This is a genomic window from Streptomyces sp. JH002, assembly GCF_050916115.1.
Classification (GTDB): Bacteria; Actinomycetota; Actinomycetes; order Streptomycetales; family Streptomycetaceae; genus Streptomyces; species Streptomyces xiamenensis.
In genome coordinates this window covers 4,022,061-4,036,875 of record NZ_CP087989.1, presented here as the reverse complement: position 1 = coordinate 4,036,875, position 14,815 = coordinate 4,022,061, and the positions used below count along the sequence as shown (strand labels likewise).

12 protein-coding genes are annotated in these 14,815 nt (G+C 71.0%); 6 read left to right on the top strand and 6 right to left on the bottom strand.

The genetic code is table 11. The annotated features are described in order from the left end of the window. Positions 1-37: 37 nt before the first annotated feature. Together H7827_RS18515 and H7827_RS18510 are read left to right on the top strand one after the other, a co-directional pair. Positions 38-520 carry an HIT family protein gene (locus tag H7827_RS18515; RefSeq protein ID WP_386533661.1) on the top strand — a complete coding sequence of 161 codons (483 nt, stop codon included), beginning with the start codon at positions 38-40 and terminating at the stop codon, positions 518-520. Between the two features lie 288 nt (positions 521-808). Further along, on the top strand, positions 809-2,161 hold the full coding sequence (locus H7827_RS18510; protein WP_386533664.1) for a carboxyl transferase domain-containing protein: 1,353 nt from the start codon (positions 809-811) through the stop codon (positions 2,159-2,161). A 33-nt stretch (positions 2,162-2,194) separates the two neighbouring features. Here the strand turns inward: H7827_RS18510 and H7827_RS18505 are convergent, their stop codons facing one another. Together H7827_RS18505 and H7827_RS18500 are read right to left on the bottom strand one after the other, a co-directional pair. Beyond that, on the bottom strand, positions 2,195-3,700 hold the full coding sequence (locus tag H7827_RS18505; protein ID WP_432746607.1) for a cytochrome P450: 1,506 nt from the start codon (positions 3,698-3,700) through the stop codon (positions 2,195-2,197). Between the two features lie 66 nt (positions 3,701-3,766). Next, a complete protein-coding gene (locus H7827_RS18500) occupies positions 3,767-6,121 on the bottom strand; it encodes a right-handed parallel beta-helix repeat-containing protein (protein ID WP_432746606.1) in 2,355 nt (784 codons plus the stop codon). Positions 6,122-6,256: 135 nt separating this feature from the next. Between H7827_RS18500 and H7827_RS18495 the strand changes: the two genes are divergently transcribed. The 3 genes from H7827_RS18495 to H7827_RS18485 all read left to right on the top strand — a co-directional run bounded on the left by H7827_RS18495 (position 6,257) and on the right by H7827_RS18485 (position 9,354). Then, positions 6,257-7,342: an epoxide hydrolase family protein gene (locus tag H7827_RS18495; protein ID WP_432746605.1), complete on the top strand. Its 1,086-nt coding sequence runs from the start codon at positions 6,257-6,259 to the stop codon at positions 7,340-7,342. A 105-nt stretch (positions 7,343-7,447) separates the two neighbouring features. Next, on the top strand, positions 7,448-8,200 hold the full coding sequence (locus tag H7827_RS18490) for a polyprenol monophosphomannose synthase (RefSeq protein WP_432746604.1): 753 nt from the start codon (positions 7,448-7,450) through the stop codon (positions 8,198-8,200). Next, on the top strand, positions 8,200-9,354 hold the full coding sequence (locus H7827_RS18485; protein ID WP_432746603.1) for a hypothetical protein: 1,155 nt from the start codon (positions 8,200-8,202) through the stop codon (positions 9,352-9,354). Before H7827_RS18490 ends, H7827_RS18485 begins: the two co-directional genes overlap by 1 nt. Here the strand turns inward: H7827_RS18485 and H7827_RS18480 are convergent. The 3 genes from H7827_RS18480 to H7827_RS18470 form a co-directional block, all read right to left on the bottom strand. Next, complete coding sequence (locus H7827_RS18480; protein ID WP_432746602.1) at positions 9,343-10,923, bottom strand: fused MFS/spermidine synthase; 1,581 nt, start codon at positions 10,921-10,923, stop codon at positions 9,343-9,345. The two genes, H7827_RS18485 and H7827_RS18480, sit on opposite strands and share 12 nt — an antisense overlap. Before the next feature lie 634 nt (positions 10,924-11,557). Next, positions 11,558-12,382 (bottom strand): hypothetical protein, encoded by an 825-nt coding sequence (locus H7827_RS18475; RefSeq protein ID WP_432746601.1) that lies wholly within the window; start codon positions 12,380-12,382, stop codon positions 11,558-11,560. A gap of 588 nt (positions 12,383-12,970) precedes the next feature. Further along, on the bottom strand, positions 12,971-13,492 hold the full coding sequence (locus tag H7827_RS18470; protein ID WP_432746600.1) for a hypothetical protein: 522 nt from the start codon (positions 13,490-13,492) through the stop codon (positions 12,971-12,973). A gap of 315 nt (positions 13,493-13,807) precedes the next feature. Between H7827_RS18470 and H7827_RS18465 the strand changes: the two genes are divergently transcribed. Continuing rightward, positions 13,808-14,323: a hypothetical protein gene (locus H7827_RS18465; RefSeq protein WP_432746599.1), complete on the top strand. Its 516-nt coding sequence runs from the start codon at positions 13,808-13,810 to the stop codon at positions 14,321-14,323. A 204-nt stretch (positions 14,324-14,527) separates the two neighbouring features. Here H7827_RS18465 and H7827_RS18460 read toward each other — a convergent pair whose 3' ends face one another. Continuing rightward, the gene (locus H7827_RS18460) at positions 14,528-14,806 is read right to left on the bottom strand and encodes a helix-turn-helix domain-containing protein (RefSeq protein ID WP_432746598.1); all 279 of its coding nucleotides are present in this window, start codon (positions 14,804-14,806) and stop codon (positions 14,528-14,530) included. Positions 14,807-14,815: the final 9 nt, after the last annotated feature.

The window sequence follows — 14,815 nt, the reverse complement described above, 5'->3', positions numbered from 1 at the left end:
CCGGCCGCGCCCGTTCCCCGCGAGGAAGGCCCCCGCCATGACCTGGGACGCGAGCAGCTATGCCGAACGGGCCAGGAAAGGCCCCTGTTTCATCTGCTCCTTCCTCGCCGGGGAGCCTGGTTACGCGCACGTGAGGGTCCACGAGGACGACGCCCACATCGTCTTCCTCGACCGCTGGCCCACCCTCCCGGGCAAACTCCTGGTCGCCCCCAAGGCCCACCTCGAACACGTGGTGCGGGACATGGACGAGGCCGGTTATCTGCGGATGATGACGCTCGTACGGCGGGCGGCGCTTGCCGTGGAGGAGGTTCTGGCGCCCGAGCGCACCTATCTGCTGTCCCTGGGCAGTCAGCAGGGCAACGCCCATCTGCACTGGCACATCGCCGGGTTGCCGCCCGGTGTCCCTTACCACCGGCAGCAGTTCGCGTCCCTGATGGCCGAGAACGGTGTCCTGGAGCCCTCCGCCGAGGAGAACGCCGCCCTGGCCCGGCGGCTGCGCGCCGTCCTCGCCCGGCCGTGAGCCGTCGCCGTGAGCCGTCGCCGCGGGGCGGCTTCCGGCGGCCGACGGCGTGCGCAGCGGGTGCTGGTGGCGGTGGTGCCCGCCGTGGTGGGGTGGGTACGGATCATGCCCGGCGCCCCGACCGTCCCCGCCCGCCAGAAAGGACTCCCCGCCACGGCCGCGTCCCTTCCCGCACCGGCGACGGCCGGGCAGGACCCGGACCGAACGGCGCCGCGCCTCCCCCCGAGGTGCGATGTCCGACCACCCCGCCCTGCGACGCCATGGGCACGAGCATGAAGCGAGCCCCGCATGCGTGACCTCGTCCACCGCCTGACCGACCCCGGCACCTTCACCCCCCTGACCGTCGCCCCCCGCACCCAGCCGGCGGACGGCCCGATCGGCTGGCCCGGCTACGACGCGACCCGGGCCCGCGCCGCCGAACGCACCGGCGAGGACGAGTCGGTGCTGGTCGGCACGGCCGAACTCGGCGGCGTCCCGGTGGTGCTGATCTCCTTCGTCTTCGGCTATCTCGGCGGCTCGCTGGGCGAACGCACCGGCGACCGCCTGGAGACGGCGTACCGGACGGCCCTGGAGCGGCGGCTGCCGCTGGTGTCGCTGATCGCCACCGGCGGCAGCCGGATGCAGGAGGGCATGCGGGCACTGACCCAGTTGCAGCGGGTGGCCCGGCATTCGGCGGCACTGCGCGACGCGGGGCTGCCGCAGCTGGCCGTGCTGTGCGACCCGACCACCGGCGGCGGCTGGGCCGTGCTGGGCGGCGCCGCGGATGTGGTGATCGCCCTGCCCGGCGCCCAGGTCGGCTTCGCCGGGTCCCGGGTACGGCCCCCGGACGCCGACCCGGCCGCCTACACCGCCGAGAGCCAGCTGGCCACCGGGCAGATCGACGCCATCGTCCCGCCCGAGCGGCTGCGCACCACCCTCACCGGCTACGTCACGGCACTGACCCGCCCACACCCGGGCGCCCCGCCGCCACCCGCCCCGCTGACCGGCACCCCGCTGCCCCGGACCGGCTGGGCGGCGGTGGAGGCGGCCCGCGACCCGCGCCGCCCGCGCGCCGACGCCTACCTGGACGCGTACTTCGAGCCGGGGCCCGGCCCGCTGCCGCTCAGCGGCGACCGGGCCGGCGGCCAGGACCCCGGACTGCGCTGCGGGATCGGCCTGCGCGCGGGGCGCGGCATCGTGTACGTCGCCCAGCGCGGTACGGCCACCACGCCCGCCGGTTTCCGCACCGCGAGCCGGGTGATCCGGCTGGCCGGGCGGCTGGGGCTGCCGGTGCTCACCCTCATCGACACCCCGGGCGCCGCCAACGACGCGCGCGCGGAGCGGGCCGGGGCCGGCCCGGCCATCGCGGAGACGTTCACGACGGTGGCCACCGCCCCGGTCCCCATCACCTCGCTGCTGATCGGCGAGGGCGGTTCGGGCGGGGCGATGGCTCTGGCGGCGGCCGGTAACACCTGGGCCACCCCGGACAGCTACTGCTCGGTGATCGCGCCCGAACTGGCCGCGGCCATCCTCAAACTGCCGCCCGAGCAGGTGCCGCAGCTGTCGGACACACTGCGGCTGCGCCCCCAGGACCTCGCGGCCCTGGGGGTTGCCACGGTCCTCAGCACGCCGCCGGAGCGCCGGACGCCGGACGCGGAGTGACCGCCCCGACGAGGGCGTCCTCCGCACGGAAGGTCACCGCTTGGGCCACCACGCCGCCGGGGAGCGCCACAGGGGCAGCTTGCCCCGCTGGGCGGCGGACCCGTCCTTCCCCGTCGCGGAGGCCGTCCGGGGCGGAGGGGAGGTGAAGGGGCTGTGCTGCGGCTCCGGCCGGGCAACCGGCGCGGTCTCCGAAGGACCCGATGTCAGTGTCCACTCCTCCGACGCGCCGTTCGGCAGGTCGGCGGAGGGCCGGGGGAACCGCACCGGCAGCGCCAGAGGTGTCCTGGCGACGTGCGGCTGCGACCATTCCAGGGCTTCCCGGGGCACGGCGAGTTCCATGTCCGGCAGGCGGTCCCACAGCCGCTCCAGGCCGGTGCGCACGATGAGCGCGCCCAGTTCGCGGGCCGGGGCCGGGCAGCCGTGGGTTCCGGAGCCCCAGCCCAGATGGGCGTTGTTGGTGCGTGAGGTCTCCAGGCCGACCGAGCGCATCGCCGGGTCGGCGGCGGCGGCCCCCAGGCTGATGATCGCCATGTCGCCGGCGTTGATCCGGAATCCGCCGAGCCAGGTCGGCCGGGTGGCCCAGCGGCCGATGAGGTTCTGGATCGGCGCGTCGGTCCACATGATGTGGTTCATCGCCTGGTCCATCGAACAGCGGGCCGCCGCGACATCCTCGTTGAGCCGCTCGTTCGTCATCAGCTCCAGCAGCGTGTTGCAGATCCAGGCGGTGCTCGCGCCGCGCCCGACGGCGATCTGCAGCCAGACGTCCTCGCTCAGCTCGGCGGGGGTCAGCGCGCCGTCCTGGTTGTGGTGCAGCATCCAGGAGACGAGGTCGGGGCCCGGCTCCTTGCGCTTGTGCTCCACGAGGCCGGCCATCAGGGTGGCCAGTTCCTCCCTGGTGTGCTGGGGTCCGGCCGAGCCGGAGAGCATCGCGTGGAGGGCGGTGCCCGAGGCCAGCGCCTCGCGCTCGTCCATCCCGGCGAGCCGCGTCAGCACCAACAGGGGCAGCGGCAGCGCGAACTGCCGCAGGATGTCGACCTCGACGGTTTCCGCCTCCGGGTCCCCGCCCTGGAAGAAGGAGTCGATGAGCTGGTCGGCGAGTTCCTCGACGAGGTCACCGACGCGCAGTGTGTCCATCCGGGCCAGCGCCTTGTTCCCCGGGCCCGACAGCGTGGCGTGCTCGGCGCCCTCGGAGCACAGCCGGCTGCGGCGGTAGGTGATCTGGGCGATCAGCGGGTGGTCGGCGGGCAGGACGCCTTCGGCGAGATCGCGGTACCAGCGCGGGTCACGGGTCCAGATCTGCTGCTGGTCCCGGAGGATCTCCAGTTGGGCCGAGTGATCGATGACGAGATAACCGCGGATGCGGTGGGTCTCCTCCAGCGATACCGGCACCACCGCGCCGACGTGCCGGCGCAGGTTGTCGTAGTACGAGAAGGGGTCGCGTGCGAAGTCGGGACCGTGGAGAGGGTAGATGTGTTCCGGCCCCGGCGTGCGCTCGGGCCACTGTTCACCAACGGGAGTTAACGTTAAGGAAGTTGCCACAGTGATCAGCGTTGCCTACAGCGTCCCCCGGGGTCAAAGGGACCCCGGGAGACGCCGTGGCCGCGCTCAGCGCCGCGAGCCGTCCAGCGCGCCGATCACCGAACGGTGCGTACCGGCCTTGTTCAGCGGGGAACGCTGCGCCGGGCGCAGGAAGTCGCCGTGTTCAGGGGTGCCGTCCCGGCCGCGCGCGTACCGCTCGGGCAGTTCGAGCGAGCGGAAGTCGGCGGCCGTCGCGACCGTCGTACCGTCCGCGTTCGTGGCCCGCTCCCCGTCGAAGAGCACGTTGGTGCGATCGACGTCCCCGGCGATGAAGTCCGTCTCCGGCTCGTCGCCGCCCCGGCCGCCCGGAGTCCGGAAGGAGAGGTTGTCGCGGTAGACGCCCTGCTCCTCCGGGGAGAAGTAGGGGCTGAACCGGATCAGGTAGTTGAACCGCTTGTTGTCGAAGGCGGTGTTGTTCGTCAGGGTCAGCCGCCCGGGGTTGAAGTTGTCCGAGAAGCCGTCCATGTTGTTGTCGTAGGCGATGTTGCCGCGCACCACGTGGTCCACGGGCAGGCCCTCGCCACCGAGCTTGAAGCCGTTGCCGGTGTTGCTGTCCTCGTTGTAGCCGTTGGAGAGCCGGCCGTTGGCGTAGGAGACGTTGTTCTCCAGGGTGATGGGCAGGTTGGCGCCCTCGTTGGTGCGGTTGTACAGGTCCCAGCCGTCGTCGATGTTGTGGTGCGCGATGTTCCCGCGGAAGACGTTGCCCTCGCCCACGCCGAGCTTGGCCGCGAACCCGTCGGCGTTGATGTCGCTCGCGTCGCGGTTGTCGTGCGACTCGCAGCCGGTGATCAGGTTGTGCCGGGGCCAGTACGCCGGGTCCTCACCGCTGCCGGTGATCTGGAAGCCGGTGTCCCCGTTGTAGTTGAACGTCATCGCGCTGATGACGTTGTGACTGCCGCTCATCCGCAGCGCGTTGCTGGCCGCCCGGGTGATGCGGAAGCCCTCGACCCGCCAGTTGTCGGCGTCCAGCCGCAGCACGACGGGGAGTGCGCCGCGTCCGTCGATGATCACCTGCTGGTCGCGGTACGGCTTGAGCGTCTTCGGCTTGTTGGGCAGCCCGCTGTAGGAGGCGGACAGGTTCAGCGTGCCGGCCGGCTCGTACGTTCCGCCGTGCAGCAGCACCTGCCCGCCGGGGGCCACATGGCGCAGGGCGGTCTCCAGGTCCACCGGGCGGGCGGCGGTACCGGCCGCGGTGGCCGTACCGGTGGGCGAGGCGTGGATGACGGCGCCGTCGCCGCGCTCCCCGTACGCGGTGCGGGTGACGGTGAGCGTGCGGGTGACGGTCTGGCCCTCACCGGTCACCAAGGTGAAGGTGTAGCCGGTGCTCTCGTCCTTCAGCCGGACCGGGTGGGAGAAGAACTCCCCGGCGGCCAGCCGCTTGTGGGCCACCCGCTTGCCCCGCTCGTCGGTGACGGTGACCGTGCCGGCCGTGTTCGTACGGGCCCGCAGCGTGTACTGGGCGGTGCTGGTCTCGGGCGCCGAGTGCAGGGTGAGCGCGGGCTGGACGGGCACCGGCTCGGTGGGCGGGCGCGGCTGGGTCTGTGCCCCGCTCAGTTCGAGGTGGGCGTTCTCGAAGGTCACCTTGGCGTTGCGGGCGGCGTAGAAGCCGACGTACATGCGGTCGGGGTCGATGTCCTGGACCCAGTCGGCGCCGGTCACCCGCTGCTCGAAGGTGGCGGGCTCCCCGGCGTGGGTGAAGGTCGCCGACATCACGAACTCGGTGTCGGTGCGCTCCAGACGCAGACTGACCGGGGTGCCGACCGGCAGTGTGTACCGGGAGTCGGTGGTGAAGGGGGTGGCCTTCAGGGCGCTGCCCGGGTTCCCCCAGGGCTCGGTGACCCCGGTGCGGACCAGGCCGCTGATGCCCTGGCGCAGCATCCCGGCGCCGAAGATGTTGGAGGCGGCGGGCACTTCCTCGAAGCCGGCGACCATCGGGTCCTGGCGGGGTGCGCCGTTGACGTCGCGGACCATGATGCCCGCGCTGTCCTGCGAGTTGGGCGCCGCGCCGGTCTCGGGCCCGAACTGCTCCACCGTCATGTCGGCGGTGAGCACGAAGTTGTCGGTCCGGGGGTCGAGGCCGGTCTGGTAGAAGGTCAGCCCGTCGTGACCGGGGGCGAGTTTGCCGCCGCGGCTCTCCATGACGATCTTCCCGTCGATGGTGCCGGGGTGCTCGGGTTCCGCGTAGTTGGTGCCGATCTTCTCCGGCAGCACGTTGGTCGCGAAGTTGAGGTCGGTGGACTGGCCGAAGGTGACGGCCTCCCACACCTGTGCGTTGTTCGCCTCCGGGGCGGGTGCGGCCACCGCCGTGCCCGCGCCGGCGGCCAGCAACGCGATCGCCAGACCTCCGGCTCCCGCTCTGATCCGCCCTGACAGGGATCTCATCTCCACCACTCCCTCACATGCTTTGGCCGGGCACAGTCAAAGCGAGCGCACTCCACGGGGTCAACAGGTAGGAAGCGCTTTCTTCGGGGGACTTACGGTCAGAAAGTGTCCCGAAGTACCCCTAGCGTTCTGTTCATGACCTCGATCGACCCCTTCCGTATCGACATTCCGCAGGCCCAGCTGGACGATCTGTCCGCCCGGCTGGCGCACACCCGCTGGCCGGACGAACTGCCCGGCGTCGGCAGCGAACGCGGCGTCCCCCTGGACCGTCTGAAGGAGCTGGCCGAGCACTGGCGCACCGGCTTCGACTGGCGCGCCCGGGAGGCGGAGCTGAACGCGCACCCGCAGTTCCGCACCACCGTCGACGGACAGCGGCTGCACTTCCTGCACCTCCCCTCGGCCGACCCCGGCGCCACCCCGCTGCTGCTGCTGCACGGCTGGCCGGGCAACGTCACGGACTTCCTGGACGTCATCGGCCCGCTCTCCGGCTTCCACCTGGTCATCCCTTCGCTGCCCGGCTTCGGCTTCTCCACCCCGCTGGCCGGACCCGGCATGAACGCGGCCCGGATGGCGGCCGTCCTGCTGGAACTCATGTCCCGCCTGGGGTACGAGCGGTTCGGCGTCCACGGGTACGACACCGGCGCCTGGGTGGCCCCCGCCATCGGCCGACAGGCTCCCGCCCGGGTCATCGGCATCCACCTCAACGCGCTGCTGACCTTCCCGGCAGGCGAGGAGGGCGAGTTCGAGGGCCTCACCGAGATCGAACAGCGCCGCTGGGAACACATGCAGAACTTCAACGACGGCTACCTCCAGTGCAACTCCAAGCGCCCGCAGACCGTGGCGTACGCGCTGCACGACTCGCCGGTGGGCCAGCTCGCCTGGATCACCGAGAAGTTCGACGAACTGTCCCACCTGCCGGTGGACCGCGACCGGATCCTCACCGACGTCTCCCTGTACTGGCTGACCGGCACGGCGGGCTCGGCCGCCCAGATCTACTACGAGGAGATCTCCGCCGCCGACTGGTCCGCCGAGGCCCCGGCACGCGGCACCGTTCCCACAGGCGTCCTGGTCTCGGCCCACGATGTGACGATCCGCCGCTGGGCCGAGCGCGACCACCACGTGGTCCACTGGCGCGAACTCGACCGCGGCGGGCACTTCCTCTCCCAGGAGACCCCCGACGTCCTGGCCGAGGACATCCGGGCCTTCTTCGCCGCCCGGTAGGCCCCACCCGGGCACATCACCCGATTGCCGCACAAGAGCAGCCATCCCCTCCTCCGAGCGAGACCATGACCGGTGTCGGCTCTCGGAGATCCAGGGAGTGAGCGCATGGCAGCAGCGGACGGCCGGGATGCCTCCCTCACCGTCGTGATGCCCACCTACAACGAGGCCGAAGGGCTCCCCGGCATCGCCGCGGAGCTCCTCGGCCTGGCCCTGCCCGGGCTCCGGCTGCTCATCGTCGACGACGCCAGCCCCGACGGCACCGGCCGGATCGCCGACGAGCTGAGCCGGCGCCACCCCGGCCGGATCCAGGTGCTGCACCGCGCGGCCAAGGACGGGCTGGGCCGGGCGTACGCCGCCGGGATGGCCGCCGCCGTCGCCCGTGGCACCCACTACGTGCTCCAGATGGACGCCGACGGCAGCCACCCGCCGCACCACATCCCCCAGCTGCTCGGCAGCGCCCAGGCCACCGGCGCCGACCTCGTCATCGGCAGCCGCTACGTACCCGGCGGGCAGCTCACCGGCGCCTGGCCCGTCCACCGCAGGCTGCTCTCCCGCTGGGCCAACCGGTACGCCGGGGCCGTACTGCGTACCGGGCTGCGCGACCTCACCGCCGGCTTCGTGCTGTGGCGCGCCACCGCGCTGACCTCGCTGCGCCTGGACCACGCCCGCAGCGCCGGCTACAGCTTCCAGATCGAGCTGAAGCACGCCGCCCTGCGGGCCGGCTGCCGCGCCCTGGAGATCCCCATCCGCTTCGAGGAACGCCGCCACGGAGCCTCCAAGATGTCGGCGGCCGTCCAGCTGGAGGCGGCCCTGCTGCCCTGGCGGCTGCTGCTGCGCCGCACCGGCCCCGCCGGCTGATGACCACCGAACGCACCGCCGCACCGGCCGTGCGCCCGGCGCCCACCGGGGCGCGCGGCGCGCTGCGTGCGGTCGGGCCGACCCTGCTCGCCTACGCCGCCGTGCGCACGGTCGGGCTGCTGGTCCTGGCGATCTGGACGGCCGCCGAGGGCGAGAGCGTGCACACCGTCCTCGCCCAGCGCTGGGACTCCCTGTGGTACGCCAGGATCGCCGAGGACGGCTACGGGCACACCGAGTACATCGGCGGCCGGGCCGAACACGACCTGGCGTTCTTCCCCCTCTTCCCCGCCCTCGAACGCGCCCTCACCACGGTGCTGCCCGTCCCCCCGCACGACGCCGGACTGATCATCGGCTGGACGGCGGGGCTCGCCGCCGCCTGGGGCATCCACGCCGTCGCCGTCCAGGTGACCGGGCGGCGCGCCGTGGGTCTCGTGCTGGTCGTCCTGTGGGCCGCCCTGCCGCCCGCGTTCGTGCAGTCGATGGCCTACACCGAGACGCTGTTCACCGCGCTGGCCGCCTGGACGCTGTACGCGGTGCTCACCGGCCGCTGGTACACGGCCGGCGCCCTCGCCGTGGCCGCCGGGCTCACCCGCCCCTCGGGCCTGGCGGTGGTCGCCGCCGTCCTGACCGGCGGGGCGCTGGAACTGTGGCGAGCCCGCCGGCCACGCCCACGGGTGCTGGCCGCCATGGCCCTGGCCCCGCTCGGCTGGCTGGGCTACGTGGCGTTCGTGGGCGCCCGCATGGGCAGCCCGACCGGCTACTTCGACGTCCAGAAGGACTGGGGCAACGGCTTCGACGGCGGCGCCGGATTCCTGGGCTTCCTCACCGAACGGCTGCGCGCCGACCCCGCCCACGGGCTGCTGGTGCTCGCCGTCCTGGCCTGCGGGCTCGTGCTGCTGATCCAGTGCGTCCGCCAGGGCCAGCCGCTGCCGCTGCTCGTGTTCACGCTGGCGATCGCGGCGAGCGCCCTGGTCAGCGAGGGCTACTTCTCCTCCCGCCCCCGGCTGCTGATGCCGGCCTTCCCGCTGCTCCTGCCGCTGGCGACCTGGCTGGCCCGGCTCCCCCGCCCCGCCACCGCGGCCACCCTGTCGGCCGCCGCGCTGGGCTCCGGACTGTACGGCGCCTGGTTCGTGCTCACCCAGTCACCGCCGTGAGGGCGGGTGCGGGGTGAGCAGCTGGTCCACGGGCGCGAAGTCGTCGGTCAGCACCTGGGCGTCACCGACCCACGCGCGCAGCTCATCGCCCTCCACGACCCGCCAGCCACTGCCACGCTCGGCGATCCGCTCGCCCCACGCCGCCGTGTCCAGGGCGCTGCCGGAGGCCGCCGACACGAAGTTGCCGCCACCGGCCCCGTCGAACGCGCCCGGTCCCGCCGCCACCGCCACGTGCTCGAACTCCGCCAGCAACGTCCTGACCGCCGCACGGACGAACGCCGTCTCCCCGTAATCGATCATGTTGACGGTGTAGACACCGCCGGGCCGCAGCACCCGCTCGATGTCCGCGACCGCCTCCCGGGTGGTCAGATGCCACGGCACGCTGACACCCCCGAACGCGTCGCCGACCACCAGATCCCGCGACCCGTCCTCGATCCGCCGCAGCCCCAGCCGCCCGTCCTCCACCCGCACGTCCAGCCGCTCCCCCGTCTCGACACCCAGCCAGCGGCGGTCCACCTCGACCACACCCGGGTCGATCTCGGAGACCACGCTGTCCGAACCGGGCCGTACCTCCTCCAGATAGACCGGCACGGAGAGCCCGCCGGCCCCCAGGTGGTAGGCGTCCAGCGGCTCGCCCTGCGGGTACGCGGTGTCGATGAGCGAGGCGATCGCCCGCGTGTAGGGGAACTCCAGATGCGTGGGGTCATCGAGATCGACGTACGAGTGCCGCAGCCCGTCGAGCACCAGCGTCCGCCCGCTCTCCCGCGCGGGATCCGGCACGACCACCGCACAGTGGTACCGGGTCTCCGCGTCACAGCCGCTCGGAACGGCCACGCTCCCGGTGACGCCAGCCGCCATGGTGCCGCCGACGGCCGCACCGGTCACCAGCACCCGCCGCCCGCGCCGCCAGTCCCGCACGGAGACATCGACGAGCACCCCGGCGACCACCAGCACCACGCCGAGAACGAGCAGGATGACGCTGACCGGAACGACGGAGATCAGCACGAACCCGGTCAGCACGGTCCCGGCGATGCCCCCGGCCGTACCGACCCCCGACAGCCGGCCCACCACGGTGCCGGTGACCTCCAGATCGGTCAGCAGCAGCTTCGTCACCATGGGCGTCACCGCCGTGAGCAGCGCGGCGGGCAGGAACAGACAGGCCCCACCCACCAAGAGCGCCAGCGCCCCATCCGCGTTCCCGGCCAACCGCACCAGCGCCGGCGTCACCGCGACGGCCACCCCAGAGGCCCCGAGCAACGGCCCCAACACCCGCCGCGGCGCCACCACATCGGCGGCCCGCCCACCGGCCCACGACCCCAGGGCGATCGCCGCCAGGGCAATACCGATGACCATGGTGTTCATCTCCATGGTCAGCCCCACATGCGGCGCCAACAACCGCAACGCGACCAACTCGACCACCAACACGGCGGCCGACGACCCAAAAACGAGCCCAGCCCCCACCCGCGGCCCGATCCCCGGCCCCCCACTCCGCCGTTCCGTCCCCTGATCCACCACGCCCGTCACCCTGCCACCTGCCCGAACCGCCGACCCGATCCCCGTCCCCCGCATCCTGCCAGCCACCGACAACCCCCAGCCGCCCCGTCTTCCCGCCCCCGACGCCGGGCTGCGTCACACGATGAGCGAGGGAAACACGACGCGGCCCGCGGGGAGCGTCAGCACAGGATCACCGTGCTGCGGGGCAACCATCGAAGACAGCTCCTGCCAGGTCTCCCACACGCGACCGAAGAGCGTGGGCAGGCCACCCGCGGCTCGCGCGCCACGAGATCGGCTGTCCTCCAGGTTGCGGAGCCGCCATTCGCCACGGTGGGGTCCGTGCGCCGGGCCGTGCGGCCCGGACCGGCTCGTGTGGACCACCGGCCCCCGGCGAGCCGCATCGATCGGTCGTGGCTGCCCAGGGTGAGCCGATGGACGCCGCGACAGGGCCATCGTTCGTGCGGTCGGATTCCTGCAACGCCCTGAGCCGCGACGCCCTCGCCAGGGAGTTCCCATGCTCTCTTCCTGTCACCGACCCAACGGAAAGGATCACGGCGTGCCCAACAACGGTTTCCCGCGCATCCACGGTCCGCGATAGACGCCGTGATCGCCGCCGGCGCGATCGCGGCCGACCATGTCCCGCCGGGCGACGGCACGCCGCCCGGCGGAACCATCAAGGGCCCAACACCCGTGACGTCTGGCTCATGACTCAGCCGATGCCTGTCCAGCCTTCCCACTGACCGTCCGTGCCGACAGGCCGGCCTGTGCTCAGAGTGGCGCCGCTGTGCGACAACGGGTCGGCGTGCTCAAACCAGCGCGCATTGCCGGCCTCGCTGTCCACAGCGACCACCGAGAGGGACTCCCCACCGCAGAAGCCCGCCTTGAGGTGGGTGAACGCCTCGAACCCGGTTTCGGCCAGCGTGTAACTCTCCGCCGAAGCAGGGTCTTCCGGGTCGACGATGATCTGAAGCAGCGCGCCGGTCTCACCGTTGGTCGCGTAGATGACGTCGCGTTCCGTGCCGTCCGCCAGACGGATCCAGAAGACCCCGGCGGCCTTCGTGTCCACCGCCGTCACCGGCAGGGTCTCGTAGTCGCCGAGTTCCGTCATACCGTCGGAGCCGGGCCCGACCGCGCGCATCAGGATGTCGCCGTCCTGCTCGATCGTGTACATCTTGAATCCACTGCCTGCCGGCATCACATGCGGATTCCACCCGGTCTCCACGGTGTGGTGAGACCCCGCGGTCATCGTCGGGTCGCCCTCGGTGCCGCGGAGGTTGACCACCCGCAGGTCACCGTCGGTCGCCGGAGCCAGGAACGAGGTGCCCCACGAACCCCCGCCACCGGAACCACCGATCGAGTAGAGCGCCCGCAGCGACCACGGGACCGGCTCAGCGGTCCGATAGCTCTCGTCGATGACGCCGTTGGTGCCGGACGCCTTGTGGACACGGCCGTCCACGTCCTGACCAATGATCGTCGTATCGCACTCCGCCGCCTCGACCTCGGCCGTCTGGGCCCCCGCGGTGCCGCCCAACACGACAGTCGTCCCCGCGACCAGCAGACTCGCCGCGAGCAGACTCCTCGTCCTTCGCGCTCGTATCACTCGTGTCCCCCGTTTCTGGGTTGGCCTGCGGCATCGATCCCGCGCAAGGCCAACGAACAAGTTGGTTCTCCCCAGTAGAACGAGATCGACACGGCCGCCACAACGCGTGGGATGTAGCAGTCTCGTCACTGCCCAGTCTGCTCTGCGCCCGGAAAACACGAAGATCCCGCCCGATCATCGATCGGACGGGATTCCGTCTGTCCGTTCCACCTGGTCTTGGGAACGGCCCTTGTTGTGGGACGTTCACGAGTTGGGCTGACCTGCTTCGATGAAGCGACTGCAAGATCTCTTCCCGGCTTCTGGACGATCGCTTCCCGTCGGTGGCTGGCTGCTCTCTTGTTTCAGAGCGGGAAGTGGTACAGACGTCTTCGCGGCAGCCAGCCGATATGTTCGGCGGTATGCCCCGAAGTAGCCGAGATTGACCGAAGTTAGCGGCTCTGGCTGAGGGACACTGACGCACCAGAGGTTCGGACCGACGCGGCCTAACCGTCCGCCAACGGTGGCTCCCAACGATGCCGTCATCTATCCCACCATCTTGGTGAGATACCAACGCCGTACAGGCCCTGGTAGGACTCCGTGCCACCAACGACGCGCCAGATCGAGCCGGGCCGCTTGAACGAAGGGGGTCATCATCTGCATAAACAGCACCTCCTCGTCCTGGGATAGGTCACGCCCGTAAAAGAACGTCAGTTCCTGATCCTCAATGCGCTCCTCGCCCTCGTCCTTGAATCGCTCAAAGTCGCCGCGAGCTCCGGGGTCGGCCACCATCTCCACCCGCTCCACCAAGGCGGTGGCGGCCTTGCAGACCGCCGTGTCGGCTCGTAGATAGATGGACTGCCATGTGGACCACACCTCAGCCATGCCGTCGTGCTGGTGCCGTTCGCGCACAGCGCGAGTGCAGGCCAGGATGAACCGGTCGTAGGCGGCAGCGCGGTCCTCGCGCCGCCCGTGTTTGACCACTGTGATCGGACTCGACGCCGACCGAGCCACCTCCGCGAGCTGTCGAACCATCTGGGTCGGAATGAGATTCGCCGGGTCTGTCATAACTAGGAAGATATCCCTGCGAACGCCCGTGCGTTGCCCGAAGACTGAGGCCGATCATCATTTCTTCATGCGGCGAGGTTCGCCAAAGAAGGGGTGGACTCCTTACCGGATTGCACCTCCCCAAGAGAATTACATGCCGACTCCGCTGGGCGCAGGCTTGGCGCAGAGTGTCAGCTTTGGCATAGCAATGGTCCTATAGGGGAAGACAGTTGTCGCTTTGGAGCATTGTCGGTCGACTTCTGGGTCCTTTTGGCAGCTTGCCCTACGGTGGTGTGGTTCATTGGCCCAGAGGTGCCTACGAACCGGGAGGTGCGGATGGAATCTGATGCCGCTGTTGAGTCGCTTCTGAGACGTTTGGACCTGAAGGTAGCCGTCCGGCGAGGGGAGTTGGATGCCCTGCTCGAAAAGGTGACGGCGGTGGAGAGTGATTTGGGCCAGCTGAGTGTCGCTCGCGATGTTCTGCTGTCACTGGATGCGGCTCCGGCCTACGGAATGGGATCCCCGACGGTTGAGGTTGAGCCTGAACATTCCCCATCGGGGGAAAGTGCCGGCGTTGACGGTTCCGTAGAGGAAGAGCCCCCGCCTCCTGTCGGGCTGGAGGAGGGCAGGGAGCGGATTCTGGTGCTGCTCGCGGGGGCGGGTCGGGCGATGAGGGTGCGGGACATCGCTGCCGCGATTGGTGAGGACATTTCGCTGGCGACGCGGGTGGAGACCACTCGATCCAGGCTGAAGAAGCTGGTGAAGGAGGGCCGGCTCATCGAGGAGCGCACGGCGTGGTTCGCCATCGCCCCGGCGTCCGGGTCGTCTGAAGGAGACACCCGGGTGAGGTGAGAAGACGTGCCGCCGGCAGCTGAGAGCTGCCGGCGGCAACGACTGGTACCGCCGAGAGTCGAGCTCGGCGGTGCCGGGTTGCGTGAGCACCCATGTGAAGTTGGCTCCGCTCCGCTGAGTAGAGGTCTTCTCCGCTCGGTGGGTGGAGCCGCGAATTTGTCGTGCCCGGCCATAAGTCATGTGATTCCGGGCGGAAATCGAGGCTCAGTGTTCCCTTTTCCGGTCAGTTCCGGGCCCGGTCGGCCACAGCGGTGTTCCGGTGAAGGCGGTGAGGCGGGCGACGGTCGCAATGTCGGGCCAGGACCGTCCGGCGAGGAGGTCCGCGATGGCCTGCCGGTTGACGCCAGAGCCGGCCGCCACCCGGCGCAGGCTCCAGCTGCCTTCGGTCATGGCGGCGGTGAGGGTGTGGGCGATGGAGCGGACGGCTTCGGCGGCGGGGTCGGCGCTGGGCGAGTGGGGCCAGGCTTCCGGATCTCGGGTCATCTGTCTGGG

Excerpts from the sequence above, each read along its gene's own strand:
- H7827_RS18495 (WP_432746605.1), top strand. The coding sequence starts at position 6,257 with ATGACCTCGATCGACCCCTTCCGTATCGACATTCCGCAGGCCCAGCTG.
- H7827_RS18500 (WP_432746606.1), bottom strand. The coding sequence starts at position 6,121 with ATGAGATCCCTGTCAGGGCGGATCAGAGCGGGAGCCGGAGGTCTGGCG.
- H7827_RS18490 (WP_432746604.1), top strand. The coding sequence starts at position 7,448 with ATGGCAGCAGCGGACGGCCGGGATGCCTCCCTCACCGTCGTGATGCCC.
- H7827_RS18465 (WP_432746599.1), top strand. The coding sequence starts at position 13,808 with ATGGAATCTGATGCCGCTGTTGAGTCGCTTCTGAGACGTTTGGACCTG.
- H7827_RS18485 (WP_432746603.1), top strand. The coding sequence starts at position 8,200 with ATGACCACCGAACGCACCGCCGCACCGGCCGTGCGCCCGGCGCCCACC.
- H7827_RS18515 (WP_386533661.1), top strand. The coding sequence starts at position 38 with ATGACCTGGGACGCGAGCAGCTATGCCGAACGGGCCAGGAAAGGCCCC.
- H7827_RS18510 (WP_386533664.1), top strand. The coding sequence starts at position 809 with ATGCGTGACCTCGTCCACCGCCTGACCGACCCCGGCACCTTCACCCCC.
- H7827_RS18460 (WP_432746598.1), bottom strand. The coding sequence starts at position 14,806 with ATGACCCGAGATCCGGAAGCCTGGCCCCACTCGCCCAGCGCCGACCCC.
- H7827_RS18480 (WP_432746602.1), bottom strand. The coding sequence starts at position 10,923 with ATGCGGGGGACGGGGATCGGGTCGGCGGTTCGGGCAGGTGGCAGGGTG.
- H7827_RS18470 (WP_432746600.1), bottom strand. The coding sequence starts at position 13,492 with ATGACAGACCCGGCGAATCTCATTCCGACCCAGATGGTTCGACAGCTC.